The sequence below is a fragment of the Paenibacillus sp. P32E genome, from assembly GCF_001909085.1.
Classification (GTDB): domain Bacteria; phylum Bacillota; class Bacilli; order Paenibacillales; family Paenibacillaceae; genus Paenibacillus_AQ; species Paenibacillus_AQ helianthi.
In genome coordinates, this window is sequence record NZ_LVYY01000002.1 from 360,415 (window position 1) to 379,516 (window position 19,102).

Annotated in this window: 16 protein-coding genes; 8 read left to right on the top strand and 8 right to left on the bottom strand. The window is 48.5% G+C overall.

Annotated elements, in window-relative coordinates; genetic code table 11:
* Nucleotides 1–17 precede the first annotated feature (17 nt).
* A complete protein-coding gene (locus A3848_RS03760) occupies nucleotides 18–1,043 on the top strand; it encodes an ABC transporter substrate-binding protein (RefSeq protein WP_074083601.1) in 1,026 nt (341 codons plus the stop codon).
* Nucleotides 1,044–1,058: 15 nt separating this feature from the next.
* Nucleotides 1,059–1,976 (top strand): MBL fold metallo-hydrolase, encoded by a 918-nt coding sequence (locus tag A3848_RS03765; protein ID WP_143192330.1) that lies wholly within the window; start codon nucleotides 1,059–1,061, stop codon nucleotides 1,974–1,976.
* Nucleotides 1,977–2,117: 141 nt separating this feature from the next.
* On the opposite strand, the gene A3848_RS03770 is transcribed toward A3848_RS03765, so the two are convergent.
* Nucleotides 2,118–3,707 carry an ABC transporter substrate-binding protein gene (locus tag A3848_RS03770; RefSeq protein ID WP_305953379.1) on the bottom strand — a complete coding sequence of 530 codons (1,590 nt, stop codon included), beginning with the start codon at nucleotides 3,705–3,707 and terminating at the stop codon, nucleotides 2,118–2,120.
* Nucleotides 3,708–3,949: 242 nt separating this feature from the next.
* On the opposite strand from A3848_RS03770, the gene A3848_RS03775 reads away from it, so the two are divergent.
* The gene (locus A3848_RS03775; protein WP_074083603.1) at nucleotides 3,950–4,327 is read left to right on the top strand and encodes a PilZ domain-containing protein; all 378 of its coding nucleotides are present in this window, start codon (nucleotides 3,950–3,952) and stop codon (nucleotides 4,325–4,327) included.
* Between the two features lie 439 nt (nucleotides 4,328–4,766).
* On the opposite strand, the gene A3848_RS03780 is transcribed toward A3848_RS03775, so the two are convergent.
* The 4 genes from A3848_RS03780 to A3848_RS03795 form a co-directional block, all read right to left on the bottom strand.
* Complete coding sequence (locus A3848_RS03780) at nucleotides 4,767–5,408, bottom strand: hypothetical protein (RefSeq protein ID WP_244169657.1); 642 nt, start codon at nucleotides 5,406–5,408, stop codon at nucleotides 4,767–4,769.
* A 94-nt stretch (nucleotides 5,409–5,502) separates the two neighbouring features.
* Nucleotides 5,503–6,237: a helix-turn-helix transcriptional regulator gene (locus tag A3848_RS03785; RefSeq protein ID WP_074083604.1), complete on the bottom strand. Its 735-nt coding sequence runs from the start codon at nucleotides 6,235–6,237 to the stop codon at nucleotides 5,503–5,505.
* 379 nt (nucleotides 6,238–6,616) lie between these two features.
* The gene (locus tag A3848_RS32600) at nucleotides 6,617–7,396 is read right to left on the bottom strand and encodes a hypothetical protein (RefSeq protein WP_083606629.1); all 780 of its coding nucleotides are present in this window, start codon (nucleotides 7,394–7,396) and stop codon (nucleotides 6,617–6,619) included.
* 238 nt (nucleotides 7,397–7,634) lie between these two features.
* A complete protein-coding gene (locus tag A3848_RS03795; RefSeq protein WP_083606630.1) occupies nucleotides 7,635–8,597 on the bottom strand; it encodes an EamA family transporter in 963 nt (320 codons plus the stop codon).
* 319 nt (nucleotides 8,598–8,916) lie between these two features.
* Here A3848_RS03795 and A3848_RS03800 point away from each other — a divergent pair, with 319 nt between their 5' ends.
* The 5 genes from A3848_RS03800 (at nucleotide 8,917) to A3848_RS03820 (ending at nucleotide 15,248) form a co-directional block, all read left to right on the top strand.
* Nucleotides 8,917–9,711 (top strand): hypothetical protein, encoded by a 795-nt coding sequence (locus A3848_RS03800; protein ID WP_256702130.1) that lies wholly within the window; start codon nucleotides 8,917–8,919, stop codon nucleotides 9,709–9,711.
* 14 nt (nucleotides 9,712–9,725) lie between these two features.
* Nucleotides 9,726–11,414 carry a vWA domain-containing protein gene (locus tag A3848_RS03805; RefSeq protein WP_074083605.1) on the top strand — a complete coding sequence of 563 codons (1,689 nt, stop codon included), beginning with the start codon at nucleotides 9,726–9,728 and terminating at the stop codon, nucleotides 11,412–11,414.
* Between the two features lie 95 nt (nucleotides 11,415–11,509).
* Nucleotides 11,510–12,649, top strand: a complete 1,140-nt coding sequence (locus tag A3848_RS03810) for a toxic anion resistance protein (protein ID WP_074083606.1) — start codon at nucleotides 11,510–11,512, stop codon at nucleotides 12,647–12,649.
* A 21-nt stretch (nucleotides 12,650–12,670) separates the two neighbouring features.
* Nucleotides 12,671–13,723: a suppressor of fused domain protein gene (locus tag A3848_RS03815; RefSeq protein WP_074083607.1), complete on the top strand. Its 1,053-nt coding sequence runs from the start codon at nucleotides 12,671–12,673 to the stop codon at nucleotides 13,721–13,723.
* A gap of 217 nt (nucleotides 13,724–13,940) precedes the next feature.
* Complete coding sequence (locus A3848_RS03820; RefSeq protein WP_074083608.1) at nucleotides 13,941–15,248, top strand: DUF5050 domain-containing protein; 1,308 nt, start codon at nucleotides 13,941–13,943, stop codon at nucleotides 15,246–15,248.
* Nucleotides 15,249–15,326: 78 nt separating this feature from the next.
* Here the strand turns inward: A3848_RS03820 and aroA are convergent, their stop codons facing one another.
* From aroA to A3848_RS03835, 3 genes are read right to left on the bottom strand one after another with little or no spacing between them, the layout of a single operon-like run.
* Nucleotides 15,327–16,697, bottom strand: a complete 1,371-nt coding sequence (gene aroA, locus A3848_RS03825) for a 3-phosphoshikimate 1-carboxyvinyltransferase (RefSeq protein ID WP_256702131.1) — start codon at nucleotides 16,695–16,697, stop codon at nucleotides 15,327–15,329.
* Nucleotides 16,654–17,892 (bottom strand): Coenzyme F420 hydrogenase/dehydrogenase, beta subunit C-terminal domain, encoded by a 1,239-nt coding sequence (locus A3848_RS03830; RefSeq protein ID WP_074083609.1) that lies wholly within the window; start codon nucleotides 17,890–17,892, stop codon nucleotides 16,654–16,656. The genes aroA and A3848_RS03830 overlap by 44 nt, the downstream gene beginning before the upstream one ends.
* An 18-nt stretch (nucleotides 17,893–17,910) precedes the next feature.
* Nucleotides 17,911–19,089 (bottom strand): glycosyltransferase family 4 protein, encoded by a 1,179-nt coding sequence (locus A3848_RS03835; protein WP_074083610.1) that lies wholly within the window; start codon nucleotides 19,087–19,089, stop codon nucleotides 17,911–17,913.
* Nucleotides 19,090–19,102 lie beyond the last annotated feature (13 nt).

The following is a 19,102-nucleotide window of genomic DNA, read 5'->3' on the forward strand; positions in this document are numbered from 1 at the left end:
GGTAAAGGGGAATCCTCATGAGAAAATTAACGATCGTCCTGATAGTAGTATTCACTCTGGTTCTTTCAGCTTGCGGAAATAATGGCGGGAACGCTTCAACAACAGATAATCTGACGGTTCATATTGGGCTTTTGAAAAATGTGACCCATGCCCCGGGATTTATCGCCTTGAAGAACGGCTATTTTCAGGATGCCTTCGGGGCCAATGTTAAGATTGAAGTCACGGCCTTTGACAACGGCTCCGACTTCTCCACCGCCATCGCAACCCACCAGATTGATCTGGGCTTTGTGGGTCCAGGTCCTGCAATCAACCAATTTCTGAAGAGTGAGAACTTTCGGATCATTTCCGGTTCGAATAATGGGGGTGCGGTCTTTATTGCCCGCAAAGATGCCGGCATCCATTCCGTGAAGGACTTAGTGGGCAAAACAGTAGCTATTCCCACCAAAGGCAGCACTAATGAAATCTCGTTGCGTTTACTGTTAGGGCAGGAAGGCTTGAAGGTATCGACGGATACCTCCGGCGTACAGATTATCACCCGTGCTCCGGCAGACACATTGGTCGCCATGCGGCAAAAAGAAGTCGATGCTACCTTAATTCCAGAACCTTGGGGAATACAACTGGTAGAAGAAGGCACTGGCGAGGTCTTGGTCGATTGGGACAAAATCCCGCCCAATAACGGCAACTATCCATTAACCCTGCTAGTGGCCAGCGACAAATTTCTTCAAAAGCATCGTGATCTGGCCAAACAAGCGATAAAGGCCAATCTGGACGGAATTGACTTTATCAAATCACATCCTGAAGAGGCCTATAAATTAATCAGCGCAGAACTCAAGGAGCTCAGCGGTAAAGGCATGGATGTTAAATTAATTAAAGGGGCCATAGAGCATTTGAATCTAACGGATGAGGTCAATCTGGAGGTCATCGAGAGCATGGCTAAGGTGTCTTTTGACGCCGGGTATATCAAGAATATTACAGAGGATAAGCTCGACTTAAGCAAGTTTATCGATTTATCGTTATTAGATGAAGTGAAAAAGGACAGATAAGGAGGTATAACCTACATGCAAATACAAGATCAGACCAGACAATTACCAGGCTTTCATGAAAACTTAAAAGTTATTTTACTCGGCACAGGCACGCCACGGGCTTTTCAGGGCCGGGCCAAAGCAGGTGTTGTCGTTCTTGCCGGAAATCATACCTTCTTGGTGGATTGCGGTGGTGCCACTGTAGATCAGCTACTAAAAGCGGGTGTCATGCCTCAGCGGATATCAGACATTTTCTTCACCCACCATCACAGTGATCATAACTCGGGATTCTTCGATGTATTCATCTCCAGCTGGCGTACCCATGTCAATGCCCATCAGGTATTTCCTGGACGCTCCACGCCAATGAATGTTTATGGACCTGCCACCACTCAAGAGATTATCGGCAAAATGCGTTCGGCCTTTGATTTTGATGTCAATTTGCGAATTCACTATAACCTCTCCGCTGACGAAGGAGCTAATATTCATTATTTTGAAAGTAACGAGGGCGTTATTTATGAGCAGAATGGCATTAAGATTACTGCCTTTGAAGTCGATCATAGACCCGTCTATCCGGCGATCGCCTATAAGTTTGAATATAACGGGAAGGCGGTGGTCATTTCCGGTGACACCATTCCCGTTGAGAACATGGTTAAATATAGCCGGGGAGTGGATCTACTAATCCATGAATCCTATAACAAGAAATGGCTGGATGCCTTGATTGAGAAATTCCCGGATCAAGCAGCCTCCCTGTCCAACCCTGCCAAATATCACTCCACTACACACGAAGTAGCTGAAATGGCCCGACAGGCTGGGGTTAAACACCTCGTGCTTACCCATCACATCCCCGCGCCGGCAGAAACGGCAGAAGCTGAAGCTGAATATAGTATAGGCATGCAGGAGATCTATAAAGGTCCCATCACCATGGGCCGTGATTTAATGGAGTTCGAATTGTGATTTAACATTTAATCTGTGGTCATGTTACAGCCTGCTGTAAGGAGAAGGGATATATATAACAAAGAGCCCGCTGACTATGCGGGCTCTTTCGGCTTTTAGTATTAGAATAGGCGGGAATGAATTACTTCGTCCCTGAAAAAATCATTTTCCCGATTTGGCCAAAAATTCATCGATCTGACGCTGTACTTCCGCAATTATTTTGTCAATTCCGGCAGCCTTTACCTGCTTTTGAAGAGTGGCCAGCCCCTTGTCTACATCCTTCACTGTTCCATACTCCAGCGGAATACCGTATTGGAGCATCACATTGCCGACATTAGCGACTTCTGTTTTTACATTGCTGTTATTAAACGCAAAGGTTTCCAGAGGATAGTGATAAACCTCCCCTTCCCACTTGTCGGTTAACGCGTTAGCTTCTTCCGGGAAGGAAGCGTTGTCCCGGTTGAGCGGCGAGTTAAAGCCCCAGTTGGAAAAACCGGTATAGTTAGCGTTCTTTTCAGCGTTCGTGTACTTGTCATCTCCGACCGGATTATAATGAACGGATGGGATACCGTTCATGATCAGATCATGCAGTTCCTTGTCGTTCTGCAGCAAATCGACCATCATCAGTGCCCGTTCGGGATTCTTGGAAGTCGCGTGAATGGCGATCCCGTTCTGTGTAGAGACAGCTACCGATTTTTTCTTGTCCGGCGTAATGTCTGCCAGCGCCAATTCATAAGGCGACTTCTTTTCCCGCATATCGGTCATCAAGGCGCCAAGCGTACCCAGATTGTGTGTAATTGACGCCGCCTTGCCAGCCCGGAACTCCTGTTGGTGATCCAGCTTGCTGTTCAATGCACTCTTCGACCAGGCGTTATTATCGGCCAGATCTTTATAATAGTAGATCAGGTCCTTAAATTCTGGCGTTTCGTATACATTGAACACTTTACCAGTAGGATCGTCGAGCTTGAAGCCAATCGGCAGATCAAAGTCAAGCATGTTCCATTCGTTCTGCTGCTTCAGGAGCACCCGGTCCAGATTATGAAGCTTCCAGTCTCCGGTCTCCGGTACAAACGGAGTGACTCCCTTCTCTTTCTCAGCGATGGTCTTGAGGTAGTTAGCATAGGCTTCCGGGCTGTTAATCTCCGGCAGGTTGTATTTCTTGCGAAGGTCCTCCCGGTATAGAATCAGCTTCTCGACTGTTTCCCCGCGGTTCTGGGGCACCATGTAGAGCTTACCGTTCACCTTCGCCTGACCCCAGCTTACCTCCGGCATCGCTTTCCAAGTCATGGGAGTGTACTTCTGCAGCATCTCGTCGGTCAGTTCCAGGAAACCGCCTTTGAGCGCCTGATCGTTGTAGCCTGCCCAGTTCGCAGCGTAAATGAGGTCAAAATCCTCGTTGGCCGCAAGCTTAAGCGGATATTTCTGCGCCCAGTCTGACCAGTCCAAGAACTCGCCTTCTACGGTAGCGTTGATTTTCTCCTTCAGCTTCTTGTTAATCTCCCCGAATACCGTATCGTAGTCGACCGGCTTAGGCCCCACAAAGATCATTTTCAGTGCGACAGGCTGGGAGGTATCCACTGTGCTGGAATCTCCGGCAGCTTTCGTATTGTCTCCCGCCGCCTGAGTTGCGGCTGCTGAAGCCTGCGGATCCGCCACGTTCCCTCCGCCGTTACCATTATTATTCCCACACGCACTTAGCAGCGACAACATTATCACTCCGGACAGCAGTGTCATTCCTCTTTTTTTATTCAATAGATGATGCCCCCCATCAGTATTTGTAATCGTTTACATACACAGTATAAAGAAAAGTTTCTCTCCATAGAATGCAGGCCGTCAACGATTATACATACTTTTGCAACGACTTCTCGTCTGAAGGCTGAAAACCAACACCACTATTACGAATTCTACTGGGGTGAACAAGCTCCCAGCTCTTCACTAATCCTGCTACTATGTCGATAAATTTAGAATACACATGGAAAAGTATGGAGGAGTATATGAACAGTAACCGCAGAACTGAACCCTTTCGCTACACTCTAAAAGAACCTGCTACATTAGATCTGCATATTCTTACCATTAACGGAATCCCAGTTCCCCCCAAACCCGTAAGTGCCGTACTGTATGACATTAGCCGTTCGGGATGCCGGTTGTCGATTCCTTTGAATGTCAATCCGGACGCAAATCTGGTACGTGTAGGCATGGAGATGGCCCTCTCCTCTGAATCTATGTACATAGAAGGAACATTGAAATGGTATAAGGAGGACTCCGACACCTTTCACTACGGTATTCAATTGGACATCCCTGAAGCGGACAAGGATCGCCTTCCAAAAATGCTGCGCACACTGGCCGGTGAAGGTAAAATATTAGTTCGTTGAGAGATATACCAAAGGGGCATTCCCAAAGCCATGAAATGGCTGCTTGGGATCGCCCTCTGTTTTTAAGTAGGATTAACGTGAGAACTTGGGTGTACGCTCCGCGAACGAAACGTTGTTCCAATCGCTGTGCTCTCCAGATTTTTTTCATTCTCCTTAGCGGTGAAAATCCGGAGACCAAGGCGACCGCTACCGCTTTTCCACAATCATTTCGTTCTCTCCGCTGTTTAAGCGGATAAAGTTTCTAAAATCTTTTTAGAACTACTAGAGGAAACCGCTCTTCGTAGCTTGGGCAGGGCTTAGCCCAGGCAATAACGAAAGCGATTGGAACAACGGTCCGTTCGCGGAGCGTCCACCCAAGTAGCTTACGTATCTCCTACGTATAAAAAGGGCTGACCCAAGCAGCCATTTCATGGCTTTTGGGTCAGCTTCTTTTTGATCCTTATTTAAACGATACAGATTCCAAAATTTTATCCGTTTCAGCTTTTGACTTCTCGTCTACGTAGGAAAGAATGAGGTTAAATGCATACCCGTCAATAATGGTGCTGTAATATTCTTGCGTGACTACAGCAGCTCCAGTATTAATGGAAGCCTTCATCAGGTCCATATCTTTTCCCCCGACTTTAACGGTCTTGATGTCTTCAAATTCATACGGAAGTTTGCTGTCCTTCATCAATTTTTTTGAAGATTCCAGATAGTCCTTCCCAGTCTTAATACCTTGGAGCATACTTACTTTCTCGGCAACTGCGATAGCGGAAGGCCCGCTTTTACCTGAGTCTAATGGAAATTCCGAAGCCATCAGCAGGTTCAGCGTTTTGGTCTTTGCCAGATCCAGCATTTTATTCTTGGCTTCATTACCACCGGCAACAACTTGCTGACCGGCTTCCATAAGCTTCATCATCTGGTCTGCGTTCTGGAAGACCCACTCTTTGGGAAAGTTAAGGGACAATCCGAAATAGTCATTTGTGTATGTACCACTTTCAGTCACACCTAAGCTAACTTCCTTGTCTTTTCCTCCGCATGCTGTAACCACCATCAGCATTAACACCATCACCATTGATAATAATCCAACTTTTTTCTTCATAATACCCTCCTGATGTTTCTCTCTTTTTTTGTACACCAGAAAAGTTTAACATGTAATGTTATCTTTACCACCTATATAAAACTATAGGCCATGGCTAAAACAATAACATCCTTGTCGCGACAGAAACAGCCTCCGAGCTGGATTGAACCCCCAACTTATCAAAAATAATTTTCTTATGATGATTCACTGTACATTCTTTTATCTTTAATTTTGAGGCAATTGCTTTACCGGTTAGTCCTTGAGAAATGAGCTTGAGTACTTTTAGTTGACGTTCACTCAGTTGTGCCGGAAGCTGCCCAGCGGCCTGGCTTGCAAGCTGGACCTGGTAACTGATCAGCATATCTGCCGGAATCAGCTTGGCAATGGCGATCAGTTCGCTTTTCATAGCCGCATTAATCGTTGAGACATCCAGATAACCAATAATTTCATGACCGACCACTAGAGGGACCGAAAAGCAATGCCAATTATTAAAAAAAGGACTTTCATGATCCTCAGGCGGTAAATACACGGGACAGCCCTGCGCAATGGCCTCTGAAATCGCATTGACCCCGCAGCATTTTTCAGTAAAAAACATTCCTATATGGATAGGAGATTTACTTACTGCACTCTCCAGATTACGACTGTAATCCATCGCGAGCAGAACTCCCTCCTTATCCGTAAGCAGAAATAAATAGGGTCCGGTAAGATGATCTTTTATATTGAATATGCAGTGCTGAAAAACTTCAATTAATAGTTGATCGGAGGTATCTTTTCGGGTAAGTTGCTGCGTATTCGATAACAAGTAGTCTTCTTTTTCAAGCTGGCCAGATGTATCGATGGTTGTAATCATTCCAACATTTCTCCTTCCACATAAGACCATCCAGATTCTGGAGGATCCTTTATCCTTATCGGAATAAATGAAGGGAATATTGAATTTCACAAAATTAAGCTCTTTACTTCTGAATCTTTGAATATACGACTTTTGGCACATTAAGCTTAAATAAAAGAGCTATCTCATCTATAAATGGGATTCCCACCCTATATTCCGGGTCAATAAATACATACAAATAGTGCTTGAAATCTCCAATAATTCGATAGCTGTTACTTTTATACTATTTTTATGGTGCTCCGTTCAAGAACGCATGATTCCATAGCTTAATTAGATCGTTCAGTTTCATCATAGCTCTCCGTTATTTATTATTACTCAAAGTATCATATCCCGCTTAGGTTCATAGCAGCACTACGGAATTCACGGCTCCCCGCGCACATTGTACCAGGGTTTCGTATAACCGGGCCGATATCGTATTGAACTCCTGCTCCCGGTCATGCTGATAGGCAGAATATGGAGGACTGTCATTCCAGGAACCCATGCCACCGAATACCCAGGCTTTGTAGACTGCATTCAGCAGCGTTCGTGCCTGGTCCTTATAAATATCCGGTAAGTGAAAAGACAGCTGCGCAGCTGTACCTGTTCCGTTCAGAACACTCTTAGCAGGCTCAAAGAAATGGTCACTCCAGAAACTCTCTTCTATTGTATAGGCCAGATCTCCAATCTGCCTTAGCGCCACGTCCAGCTTCTCTGACAAAACAGATAATGGAAGGAATTCGCGATCACCTTTCTGTCCATCGTAAAGCTTTTGTTCAGTATAGGTAACTTTCCACTTTGTCCGCGAGCCATACTGATCCATGTGCCAATCAGCCTTCCACAAGGATTCACCTGTTGTTCCTAGGGAGGTCACTCCATTGGGCATCCCATTACTCTGAAGAATACCAGTGCTCCAGGAAGTTGCCGAAGGCATACCGTTTAACATAAGCCGCCGGCAGCCATTATTCTTCAGCTCTGCAAGCCACTCGGGCCAGCTCCAAGCCTTCCCTCCTCCCTCCTCTATGAATCGCACTTCTATGTATTCCGTATGCTCTAATTCAGTATTAGAGGCATCCGCACCACTAATCAAATTCCCATTTCCCAGCGCTGTGATTAATAACATCTGATGTAACTCACCATTCATATGTACTTCCCCCTTCCTCCCGTTATCTCCATCCTCTCATTTCTATGCTCCATTCATCAACCATTAGTTTCAGCCGGAGATATCGGGAATTGAAACAATACTCCTAAAGATATGTTCTTCATGGATACGGTTATAGAAGGGCAAAAAAACAACGCGTACCGTCTGATGCCGGTACGCGCTGTTTATGCTGGTTATTTTACTAATCCCTTATAAATAATCATCTCTAGATGGCAGGCAGCTAGACCTGTGAAGCTGCCCTGTCGGATATCCCCCACCGCAGCTTGTACAGCTCAGGGAGCACAACCCCCAGGAGCACCAGGACAACCCCGGTCCACTGCAGTCCGCTTACCTGCTCATGCAGCACGAATGAGGAGAGCAATACAGCAACCGGAAGCTCGGCAGCACCGAGAATGCCAGCCATGCCGCCCCCGATATGCGGAACACCAATGGCAAATAATACCGGCGGAATAAAGGCTCCGAACAAACCCAATAAAAATCCAAACAGCAGCAGCTGTCCCCACAAAAGTCCGTTGAAAAGGAAATACGGCGGGAAAATAACGAACAATAGCAACAAGCCTCCGGTAACCATCCATGCGCTCCGGTACGCCGGATGTGCAGAGGGAACCGCTTTGCCGCTGAAAATGATGAACATGGAATAACTTACAGCTGACAACAGGCCCAGAGTAAGTCCAAGAGCATTGAAATGCGCTGCACCCTGATCTATAATTCCTGCTGCAAGCAGCGTTCCGCCGAAGAGAAGCAACAGCGTCAGCAGGGTTACCTTGTCGGGCCGCTGCCGCTTGCTGACAGCCTGGATCAGTACACTGATCCAGGTGAACTGGAACAGCAGGATGATAGCCAGCGAAGCTGGAATATAGCGCAGTGACTGGTAATAGACTAATCCTGTCACCACAGTAGGCGCTCCAGCCATCATCAGCAGCAGCCGCTGCTTCCAGGTAAGTGCAGGCGATGCCTGCTGTGCTGCAGCTGGACGAATGCCTTGGCTGCGTTGTTTACGCGCCTGTCTAACCTTTGTATATAATGCCAGCAGCCAGGCAAGAATGCAGCCAGTCAGCAGCTGCGTACCGACCACTTCCCCAAGCTGGTACCCCTCTCCGTAAGCCAATACGACGATCGTAGATAGAATTCCATAGCTCATGGCCCCAATTAATACCGATAACAAATATTTCAAATCTTTCATTTCATTTATGCCTCCTGAATCTATTAAATCGGCCGCAATACGCAAATAAACCTAACTCCGGGGACGAGGAACATAAGCGCATGATCCTTGCCATCGTAGTTAGGAAGAGTAGGCTTCCTGTAGAAACCCTCGCCCTGTTGATGCCCATAAGGCTGCGAGGTTATACGAGAACAGTATGTAATTATATGCATAACGACTGTTCATATGTTACATGGCAAGTAAGTTGCTGTCAACCCTTAATTCTTAAAATTTAAGGATTCAAATGACTGGGGACCGATTTGGTAATATTTCGGAGCTAAACCTTCTTTTCTCTGATAAAATGGATCCAAAGTCGTCTTGTAAAAAAATACCTGCAGAGGAGGTGCACATTCTGAACCGTTCTGGACCCGTCAAACTGATAGGACTTATTGCCGGAATTGCGCTGTCGAATATAGCTGTACTTTCTCCTGGACTACTTGGCCTTCAAATTGTTGGCGGAAGTACACTTGAGACCGCTTCTGGCGTTACTCTGCTATTCACTAGTTTGCTTGTCGTGCTGTACGGGAGCTATACCCTCCTCTTCAAAACTCCGGCCACTCCCTCTGTCCGTAATTTGGAAACCCGTGATGATTACATCGCAGGGTTGAGCCGCTACCGGAATGTGAAGGCGCTCCAAAAAGATGTTCTGCTTGCCCTTGAGCAGTTGGAGCGGATCGATAAAAAGAAATCCACCTTGATGAATATATTAGGGGAGCGGTTTGAGCCCACGGAATTAAGCTTCCGAAAGTTCCAGACCGTCATTGTTGAGGTTGAAAAGCTCTTGTATCTGAATGTGCGGGGGATTCTGAACAAGCTCAGTGTATTCGATGCCTCTGAATTCAACCTGTTCACCAGCCGGCAAAGGCCGAAGCCCTTCTCCGATACGCTGGTGCAGAGAAAAAACGAGCTGTATAACGAATATTTTGCCCATGTGACTGGCTATCTGGGGGCGAATGAGGAGATTCTGCTTAAGCTGGATCAGCTGCTGCTGGAAATTTCCCTGCTGGATAATACGGACTACAGAGCAGTTGATGAAATGCCTTGCATGAAAGAGCTTAACGCCCTGATCGGGCAGACCAAGCTCTATCAGAATTAGAAAGGAAGATGCACATGGCCGGGAGTGGCAAAAAAGGGATCATACTCGCAGTGATTGCAGCATGCGTATTTGCTCTGGTCTACTTCGGAATCACGCTGACTGCAAATTTAGGCAAATCCGATAAGGAGATCTCTGCGGAAGACGCCGGTAAAAAGCTGAACAAACTCTACAGTAATGTTAATGTAACAGTCGCAGATACTGTAAAGGGGCAAATCGACCTGAACCCCGCAGATATCGGCGAATCCCTGCCCGACATCTCCAAATTTCCTATTTCTGTAGAGAATACAACGGACAGCTTCGTGGAAATCTTCTCTTCCACCGAGAAATCCGGGACAGGAAATGACGGCTGGCTGAATGAAGTAGCCACTGCCTTCAATGATGCGAAAATCATGATCGGCGGTAAACAGGCTTCCGTAAAGATCCGTAATATCGCCTCAGGCACGGCCACAGACTATATCCGGTCCGGTAAGTATATACCAGATGCTTTTACCCCTTCCAACGAGCTATGGGGCGAGATGGTCAAGGCAAACGGAACCCCTACCGTGCTTATCTCGAAACGTATTACTGGCAATGTGGCGGGCGTGGTAACCAACAAGAAAAAGTATGACGAACTGGTAGGCAAGTACGGCTCGCTGAATGTCAAAACCATAACGGATGCTATCGCAGCGAATGAGCTGTCCATGGGCTACACCGACCCGTTCGCCAGCTCCACCGGACTGAACTTCCTCGTGACCGCACTCAGCACTTTTGACAGCTCCGATCTGTTAAGTGATAAGGCTGTGCAGGGCTTTGAGCGGTTCCAGGCCAATGTGCCGTTCATCGCCTCGACCACGCTGCAAATGCGGGATGCGGCTAAAACAGGGGCACTGGATGCTTTTGTTCTGGAGTATCAAACCTATGTGAATGCGCCTGATCTGAAAAGCGGCTATGTCTTCACACCGTTTGGCGTACGACATGATAGTCCGCTCTACGCGCTTGGAAATTTACCCAAGGAGAAGCTGGACATTATCAAGAAATTTGCCGAATTCACTGAGCAGGACCGATATCAACAGCTGGCATCGGACAAAGGCTTCAACGGCATGAATGAATACGTCTCTGAACTTGCCCCTATTGAAGGCAACCTCCTGTCTTCAGCCCAGAAGCTCTGGAAAGAGAAAAAGGATGGCAGCAAACCGATTGCAGCTGTATTCGTAGCGGATGTGTCAGGAAGCATGGCCGGGGAACCTCTCAATCATCTGAAGGAATCGCTGCTCAAAGGACAGAAATTCCTGGGTAAAGACAACAGCATTGGCTTTGTCTCCTACTCCAGTGATGTGACTATTAATCTGCCCATCGCCAAATATGACACCAATCAGCAGTCCATGTTCGTAGGGGCCATTAACAGCCTGCAGGCTACCGGGGGCACCGCTACGTTCGACGGAATCATTGTAGCCATGAAAATGCTTCAGGACCAAATTGCCTTGAATCCTGATATTAAGCCGGTGATTTTCGTCCTCAGTGACGGTGAAACGAATGAAGGGCATTCATTAGATGAGATTAGAGGCTTAATCGAGACTTATAAAATCCCCGTCTACACCATAGGCTACAATGCGAACATCAAGGCACTGGAGAGCATTTCCAGTATTAATGAGGCTGCAAATATCAATGCAGATACGGATGACGTCGTGTACAAAATCGGCAATCTGCTCAACGTGCAAATGTAGCTCAGCCTACCATTCGGGCATATGCTATCGAAGCTAGTTATATTACGGGCACAGTCGAAGAAGTGCAGCTTCGATAAAACTTTAGGAGGTTTGTGATGTCATTTACCATGGAAATCCCTAGTACGGAAACGCTCAAAGCGGTTATCGAAGAACAGGTACAGCCGGAGCCTGCAGAGGTTTCGCAGCTGAAAGAGCTGGCCGCGAGCAATGTAGCAAGTATTCTGGACCTGGATATAGACTCACTGGAAAAACGGAGATCTGTGCTGCAATCGATCGACATGTTCGGAATGAATACCATGCGCTCCTCTTCCGATAAAAACTCCCTGCTTCAGGTGTCCGTAGGCAATCTGTCCAAAACAGGCGATGAAGGCGGCCAGGTCGCCAAGGGATTGACGGAGCTCCATTTGCAGTTGAAGGATCTGGACCCGAGTGCTGTCGATTTTGCTAAAAACGGGATTCTGGGCAAATTCTTCAATCCCCTGCGTACGTATTTCGCCAAGTACCAGAAAGCAGACGCTGTCATTTCCGATATCATCCAATCCCTGGATAAAGGCAAATCCATTTTGAAGAACGACAACACCACCCTTGAGATCGAACAGCAGACCCTGCGGGAGCTCACCAAAAAGCTGCAGAAGGAAATTCAGCTCGGCATGCTGATGGACCGGGAAATCGAGCATCAGATTGAAGCTGCTAAGGTGCGCAGTGAGTCCGAGGACAAAATCAGGTTCATCACCGAAGAAGTCCTCTTCCCTCTCCGTCAGCGGGTCATGGATCTGCAGCAGATGCAAGTAGTCAATCAACAAGGCATCATGGCTATCGAAGTAGTGATCAGAAATAATAAAGAACTGATCCGGGGCGTTGACAGAGCCCGAAACGTAACCGTATCTGCACTGAAAATCTCCGTCACCGTCGCAAGCGCACTATATCATCAAAAAATCGTACTCAAAAAAATCGAGCTGCTAAATCAAACGACAGATCATCTGATCAGCGGCACCTCAAAAATGCTTAAAGAGCAAGGGGCAGCGATTCAAAAACAATCGATGGAAACCTCCATCTCTCCAGACACGCTAAAACAGGCCTTTACCGACGTGTTGTCCGCCCTGGATTCCATCAGCACCTACAAGCAGGAGGCACTGCCGAGAATGCGCGAGACCATCAATCAGTTCCGCGAACTGGCCGACAATGGCGAGCAGCAGATCCAGCGTCTGGAGAGGGGCAACTCGCTCGGGCTATAAACATTCTGGGAGGGAAAACATATGAGCGAAGAAGAATTGAACGCAGATGGCTGGGAAGCCATAGATGAAGCTCTGGAGCAGCTCTATGGAGAACAGGAGCAGAAGCATTACGGAACCGCCATACCCTACATGCTTGGTGGACCAGATCCGCTGAATGGAATCAGTGTATACGAAGCGCGTGAACCCCTGCCACATTGGCATTTTGTAACCTACGGATTTTCGGAGCTATATGAAAAAGAAACAGAAGATCCCGGGTACAGCGGATATGGCTTCGAATTGACCTTCCGGCTATCCAAATCCGCTGCAGAAGATGAGCCTCCGGCTTGGGCATTGAATCTGCTGCAGAATCTGGGCCGTTATGTGTTTAACAGCGGGAATGTGTTCCGTTCCGGGGATTATATGGATGCGAATGGGCCGATTGCCCTTGAGTCGGAGACGGTGCTGACAGCATTGGCTTTTATTACAGACCCTCTGCTTCCGGCGATAGACACCCCTAATGGCCGAGTAGAATTCCTCCAACTGGTGGGCATCACCAATGATGAACTGTTGGCAATGCAGGTCTGGAATACTCTGGGCGTTTTGATGGAAATGTCAGAGCACATTCCGCTATATATAACTGATCTACATCGGAATTCACTCCTCAAGCTCCCTGCAATCGCCGAAGCCGTAAGGCTGGGCAGTGAAAGTGAAGGCTCCAATACAGGTGCACTATACGTCGATCAATTAGCTTGGGAGAACCCGGAAGACGATTCCATCCAGACTCTGCAGCTGGGAGCTAAGCAGGCCGAGATCGTAGGCAAGCTGCTGCATGGGAGACTCCTAAAAGGACGAACCTTAACTTTGGCCGGTCCAGAGGTTACGGTCAGCTTCGAGACAGGCGTCAATCGCAGCATCGAAATTCATAATGATAATGTTGTCCTTAAGCTGGATGAGGCTGCCTCGGAAGCTATATCAGAAATTCTCCGTCCGGTAGCAGGGCTGTATCATCTCACTGACTGGCCGGAGTTTGCAGTGAGGATCGTACCCACTCATATCACCGACAATGAAGGAACTGTTGTGAAAACCATAGGATAATCATTCACAACCCCATAGGCCGTTACTCTCGCTTATGGGGATTTTTCTTGTTTGCATATTTATGCATGCCATTTAGCCCTTACCAAATTCATTCAATTCATGATTCAGGAGGATAATAATGGTTCTTTCGCTTCATATATTTTCCTTGGTTTAATCCGATATCTTAGTAAGGTATAGTTTTATACTCATACCATTTCATCTACAGAGGAGTCGTCAAATGAAGAAGATTCAGAGGTTAACTAAAAGATTAGGGTGCATCCTGCTTGCAGGTGTATTGATCAGCTCTGCTCTAGGGGCAGGAAAGCTGACTCCACACGCATCCGCAGCGGCTGCGGAGAAAGGGTATGTGTACTATAGCTCGGAAGATGGATCATTATATCGTGCACCCACTGCCGGGGGTACTGCTCAAATGATCTCTGAGAATTTCGAGGGATCCTATCTGAACGCAACCAGCAAGTATTTGTATTTCTTTGATAATGAGGACACTAGCAAGCTGCAGCGTTTGTCTCTGACCGAACCAGGTGCGCTGATCAGCAACTTTGCCGGCGACAAGGATATTTTATTTTACCAAATCGAAGGGGAGTTCATCTATTTCATGGATGACAATGGCGTGATCTACCGCTCGTTGGCTGATGCGGCTGATGACACCCAGATCAAGCAAATTGCGAATAACGCAGATACAGAATTTCCAGGCTTCTCCGTGGAGAATGGCCGCATTTACTACAATGTTTTGAAGAACGGAACAAACACCTGGGCAGCCTCGAAGTCCCGCGATGGCAGTGGAAATGTGCAATATATAGCGCAAGGCGCCATTCCATCCTATTCCTATATTCATCCGGGTTCTTCTACGGTTTCTGTAATGGTAGATATCAAACCTGCAGAAACGTATTATTCTCTGAACTCCATGGTTCTGTACACCCTTCCGGTGAATGGCGGAAATCCCAAAGCAGCCAATGCCAAAAGCCCGCTGGATGCGAATGCAACCTATTCAGGCTTCTGGTCCAATGATTATTACATCTATAACAAAGGGGTTACAGTAGACGATAATGATGATTACGTGTATTCCAAGAGCAAAAGCTATGCGATAGATAAAAGCGGTAAATCGTTTCAGCTTAATCAAAGCGCGGTTGTCAGCCTTGCCGATATGGGCGGAAACAAGCTGGCATACGTCGGCAGCAACGGAAAAGCCTACATCAGTACCATTGCCAATGGTAAAGTAACCAGTACAAAAACACTTGCACTAAGCCAGGTGACAAATGTCTATAACCTGAAGAATGGTACAGCCGACGGACAAATCATATTTTATGCAAGCGGCGGGGCTTATGCTGTAAATGCGAATCTGTCCTTAACTAAATTGAATGGCGTGACTTGGGATAATAGCTCCATCTTTAACGATGTATCAGGAATCTACTATTATAACGCAGAGGATAATCAGAGCCTCTATAAAATGAGCGCTGACGGTAAAACGAAGCTGAAGCTCACCGATGGACCTGTGTCAGAAATCTATACAGTTACCACTAAATAATATTACTCGAAAATCACAGAAGCCCACAGCACTGCATCATGCGGTGCTGTGGGCTTTTTCAGCAAAACGTACCGATAATCATTCTGAACGCAAAATATCAATATGAGCAAGCTGCGAAAGGTCCTCAACAAAACCCGGGTAGGATACGTCGATACAGCCGCAGTTGCGGATAATCGAAGGCTCATCCATACTGCTGGCGAGCACAGCGGCGGTCATGGCGATCCGGTGATCCCCAGAGCTGTCTACAATAGCAGGTGATAGACGCTTGCCGCCGTGAATGACCATATCGTCTTCACTACATGAGGTTTCTATGCCAAAAGCTCTTAGTACCCCCGCAGTAGTCTGAATCCGGTTCGTATCCTTGTCTCGTAATTCCCGGCAGTTCCTAATCACTGAATCCCCTTCGGCAAACGCCGATACCGCGGCTAGCAAAGGAACCTCGTCAATCAAGCTCTGTATCCGCTCGTTACCTTCAGCAAGGACAGGGGACAACCGGGCTGCTTGCGGGCAATAGATATCTGCAATCGGCTCCCCGGATAGTAGATCCTCTTCCTTTTGCAGCATCAAGTGAAGTCCCATCTCTCTAAGCAGGTGAAAGAACCCCATCCGGGTCGGATTGACACCCACTCGTTTAATCGACAGGCTGCCTTTGTGCCCCACTCCCCGAATAGCGTATGCGGCCAGCAGAAAAGCCGCTGAGGACAGGTCGCCTGGAACAATCACATCCTTGGCGGAAAAGAAACTACCTCCCCTCAGGGAAGTAACATCGCCATCGGCCTGAATATCTATGCCGAAATATCGCATCAGGCGTTCGGTATGATCCCGGCTTTGGCAGCTTTGCCGATAACGTGTGATCCCCTCCGCGTACAATCCCGCGAATAGCAGAGCTGACTTTTCCTGTGCGCTGAATACGGTGGCTTCCATGTCTATGGGAGACAATGGCGATACTCCCTGAACCCGCAAAGGCAGACAGCCCTTCACACCAAGATATTCAATAGAGGCCCCCATGTCCATCAGCGGCTGAACCACCCAATCCATCGGCCTTGCCGAGAGCAGTGCGTTCCCGCCGAGTTCCGCTGCAAAGGGCTGTCCTGCCAGCACAGACAAGATCAGCCGGGCCGATGTGGCCGTATTCCCAATCTCAAGCCTGCCCTCTGGTACCCGCAAGCCCCGCAGCCCTCTCCCATAGACAGACAGGTCATCACCATTCCATGCAAACGTTACACCTAATTGGCGCAAAATAGCGATGCAGCTCTGAGTGTCACGGGAACGCAGCACACCCTGTACGTTGCCTCTGCCTTCGGCGATAGCGTTCAGGACAATGGCCCGCTGGGAGATGGATTTGTCTCCGGGAATCGAATTGAACACCAAAGAGCCTACATCCCGCTTCGCTCTGATTCGCAAGTCACACTTGGCCGGTAGCTCGACCCTGTTCTGTACCAATTCCAATTCTGATCACCTCGTCATCCGAGAGTATTTGCGAATAGTCCATATCTCTTCCGGGAGCCAGCGGAATCCGCCGGTCGCCCTTCGCCGCGTAGCTGCGGTAACGCTGCCTTTTGCGCTCCAGTCCAAGGTTGTTCTCGAAGGTATAATCGACTAGCTCCACCGCGTTCCGGCGCAGCGCAAGCGCAAGTAGATCAGCTCCCATCCTCGTACGCACCATTACCGTGGATGAAGCTTTGGCGGATACTCCGGCCTTGCTGGAATCAAAAATGTTGGGGTCCCCATCCGAAATCGAGATATCGGCAACACCTGACCACCAATCCGGGCAAACGAGGCAGCGAAACGTCTTGAACTTCTTGAACTCCTCCACCAGCCTATAAAAGGGGAGAAAATGTTCCTGACCCTGCCGTGTCCTGACCACGAATTGTCCAGGATATTGCCCTTCCCGGTAGCGCATAAAGACAACATCAGCCAAATCGATCCCGAGGATCTCTGTAATCAGATGTTCAGTACCGCCAAGGGAGGTATTAGAAGCACATCCCAGCTCAATTGTAAACGCTACCTTGTCTGCCAACATAGAGGAAGGCAGATGCTCCGGGAGATTCAGCAGCTTGTTGATTCCTTGAATCTGGCACGGCACACCTATAATGCCTACCTTGTCATATCTGCCGTCCTTTAACAGATCCAGATTCGGCGTAATGCAGTAGCTGGTCTGTGCGCACTCGATAATCCGGTCCACCGAATCGGCAAGGTACGCCTTCGGCACCCAGGGGCGTTCTTGATCTCTCCCTACCACAATCACCGCGTCGGCCAAGTTCTCCTCCAGCGCCGTGATCGCCAGGATCGTCGCCGCCCCACCGGCTGCCGCCCGGCCCAGGATCTCCGGGTCCGCTGCCGATAATTGATAGGTGGACAGGTAAATACCGGTCCAGCGTTCAAGCTCGGATCGGTTGCGGCCGAAAATGCGGCGCTCGGACTCCATCACACCTGTGTCATACCCCGGGCACACTTCCGAGCAGAGATTGCAGCTTCCGCAGGTGTCCGCTGCCTGGCTCTCCATGCCTTGGAATACGGGAAGCGGAACGGAGTCGCCGTTCATTGCCAGCAGGCCTTGAGGGCACACTGCGGCGCATAATCCGCAGGAAGCACAGAGCGATAGATCAAGAATCTCTTCTTTGAGGGTGATAAAAGATGTCATCTCAGCACCTTGCCTTCCTCATAATCTCACGCCGCTCAGCGCGGAATAGACTTCTCTGGTTCTCTCAGCAATAGGGTGCCAGTCATACCGCAGCCGGGCTTCCCGCCGGGCTGCCTCCGCAAGCCGGTCCCCCTCCTCAGGATCACGGAGAAGATACAGAATCCGGCCCGCAAGCATATGGGGATCTTCAGGAATGCTGATGAGCCCGGTCCGCCCGTGCTCCACAATCTCAGCAAGTCCACCGATATCGGACACAATTACCGGGGTACCGCTTCCCATCGCTTCAAGCGCTACAATACCGAAGGGCTCATACAAACTGGGAAATACACAGACATCAGCAATCTCCAGCAGATAGCTTTTCTCCAGACTGTCCACAAAGCCAGTGAACCGGATGCTTGTACCAAGCTCGGCCGCACTTGCTTCAAGTTCGGCCAGCATAGGGCCCCGGCCTGCGATAATGCAAGTACAGTGCGGGAATTCCCGAAGCACCTCATGCATACTTTGCAGCAGCACCTGCACCCCTTTTTCCTTGACCAGCCTTCCAATGAACAAGACAATCTTTCCGCCATTCTGCGCATAATGTTCTCTTCTGAAAGAATGGGCAGGCATGAGCTCCAGTGAACGGAGATCAATGCCGTTGGGAATCACCTCTGTCCTTTGCTTGTCCAGGGTATGCACGGCGCAGACTTCGCTTTGCATGTGCAGACTGCATACAATAACCTTGTCCGACGAGGAGACCAGTTCGTGTTCGATGGAATGGATCGTTTGCTGCTGCGGCGTGAATAATCCCTGATTTCTTCCATGCTCTGTAGCATGGATCGTCGTAACGAGCGGCAAGTGAAGGCGCTGGCGCAGAAGAAGGGCCGCATAACCGACCAGCCAATCATGCGCGTGAATTAGGTCGAACCTGATGTTCCCGCTTAGCTGAGCGGTAACGTAATCCACAATCGCCAGATTGAATTGAAGCACCCAATCCTCAAAGTCAGTCAAATTCTCATAAGAATTCACACGGTGCACGTGTACGCCGTTCTCCACCTCCAGCACGGGCCGCCCGGGCGCGGTATTGGTGACTACATGGACTGCCGTCCGCCCAGCCTGCAAATGCCTGGATAATTCATAGACATGAGGGGCAATCCCTCCAATCACCAAAGGCGGATACTCCCAGGACAGGATTAAGACAGATACGCTTGATTGCATAGGTTGTCCCCTC

Bases quoted from the DNA above. Each gene is read 5' to 3' on its own strand.
- A3848_RS03760 (WP_074083601.1), top strand. From the start codon at position 18: ATGAGAAAATTAACGATCGTCCTGATAGTAGTATTCACTCTGGTTCTT.
- A3848_RS03765 (WP_143192330.1), top strand. From the start codon at position 1,059: ATGCAAATACAAGATCAGACCAGACAATTACCAGGCTTTCATGAAAAC.
- A3848_RS03775 (WP_074083603.1), top strand. From the start codon at position 3,950: ATGAACAGTAACCGCAGAACTGAACCCTTTCGCTACACTCTAAAAGAA.
- A3848_RS03780 (WP_244169657.1), bottom strand. From the start codon at position 5,408: ATGAAGAAAAAAGTTGGATTATTATCAATGGTGATGGTGTTAATGCTG.
- A3848_RS03785 (WP_074083604.1), bottom strand. From the start codon at position 6,237: ATGATTACAACCATCGATACATCTGGCCAGCTTGAAAAAGAAGACTAC.
- A3848_RS32600 (WP_083606629.1), bottom strand. From the start codon at position 7,396: ATGAATGGTGAGTTACATCAGATGTTATTAATCACAGCGCTGGGAAAT.
- A3848_RS03795 (WP_083606630.1), bottom strand. From the start codon at position 8,597: ATGAAAGATTTGAAATATTTGTTATCGGTATTAATTGGGGCCATGAGC.
- A3848_RS03800 (WP_256702130.1), top strand. From the start codon at position 8,917: ATGGATCCAAAGTCGTCTTGTAAAAAAATACCTGCAGAGGAGGTGCAC.
- A3848_RS03805 (WP_074083605.1), top strand. From the start codon at position 9,726: ATGGCCGGGAGTGGCAAAAAAGGGATCATACTCGCAGTGATTGCAGCA.
- A3848_RS03810 (WP_074083606.1), top strand. From the start codon at position 11,510: ATGTCATTTACCATGGAAATCCCTAGTACGGAAACGCTCAAAGCGGTT.
- A3848_RS03815 (WP_074083607.1), top strand. From the start codon at position 12,671: ATGAGCGAAGAAGAATTGAACGCAGATGGCTGGGAAGCCATAGATGAA.
- A3848_RS03820 (WP_074083608.1), top strand. From the start codon at position 13,941: ATGAAGAAGATTCAGAGGTTAACTAAAAGATTAGGGTGCATCCTGCTT.
- A3848_RS03830 (WP_074083609.1), bottom strand. From the start codon at position 17,892: ATGACATCTTTTATCACCCTCAAAGAAGAGATTCTTGATCTATCGCTC.
- A3848_RS03835 (WP_074083610.1), bottom strand. From the start codon at position 19,089: ATGCAATCAAGCGTATCTGTCTTAATCCTGTCCTGGGAGTATCCGCCT.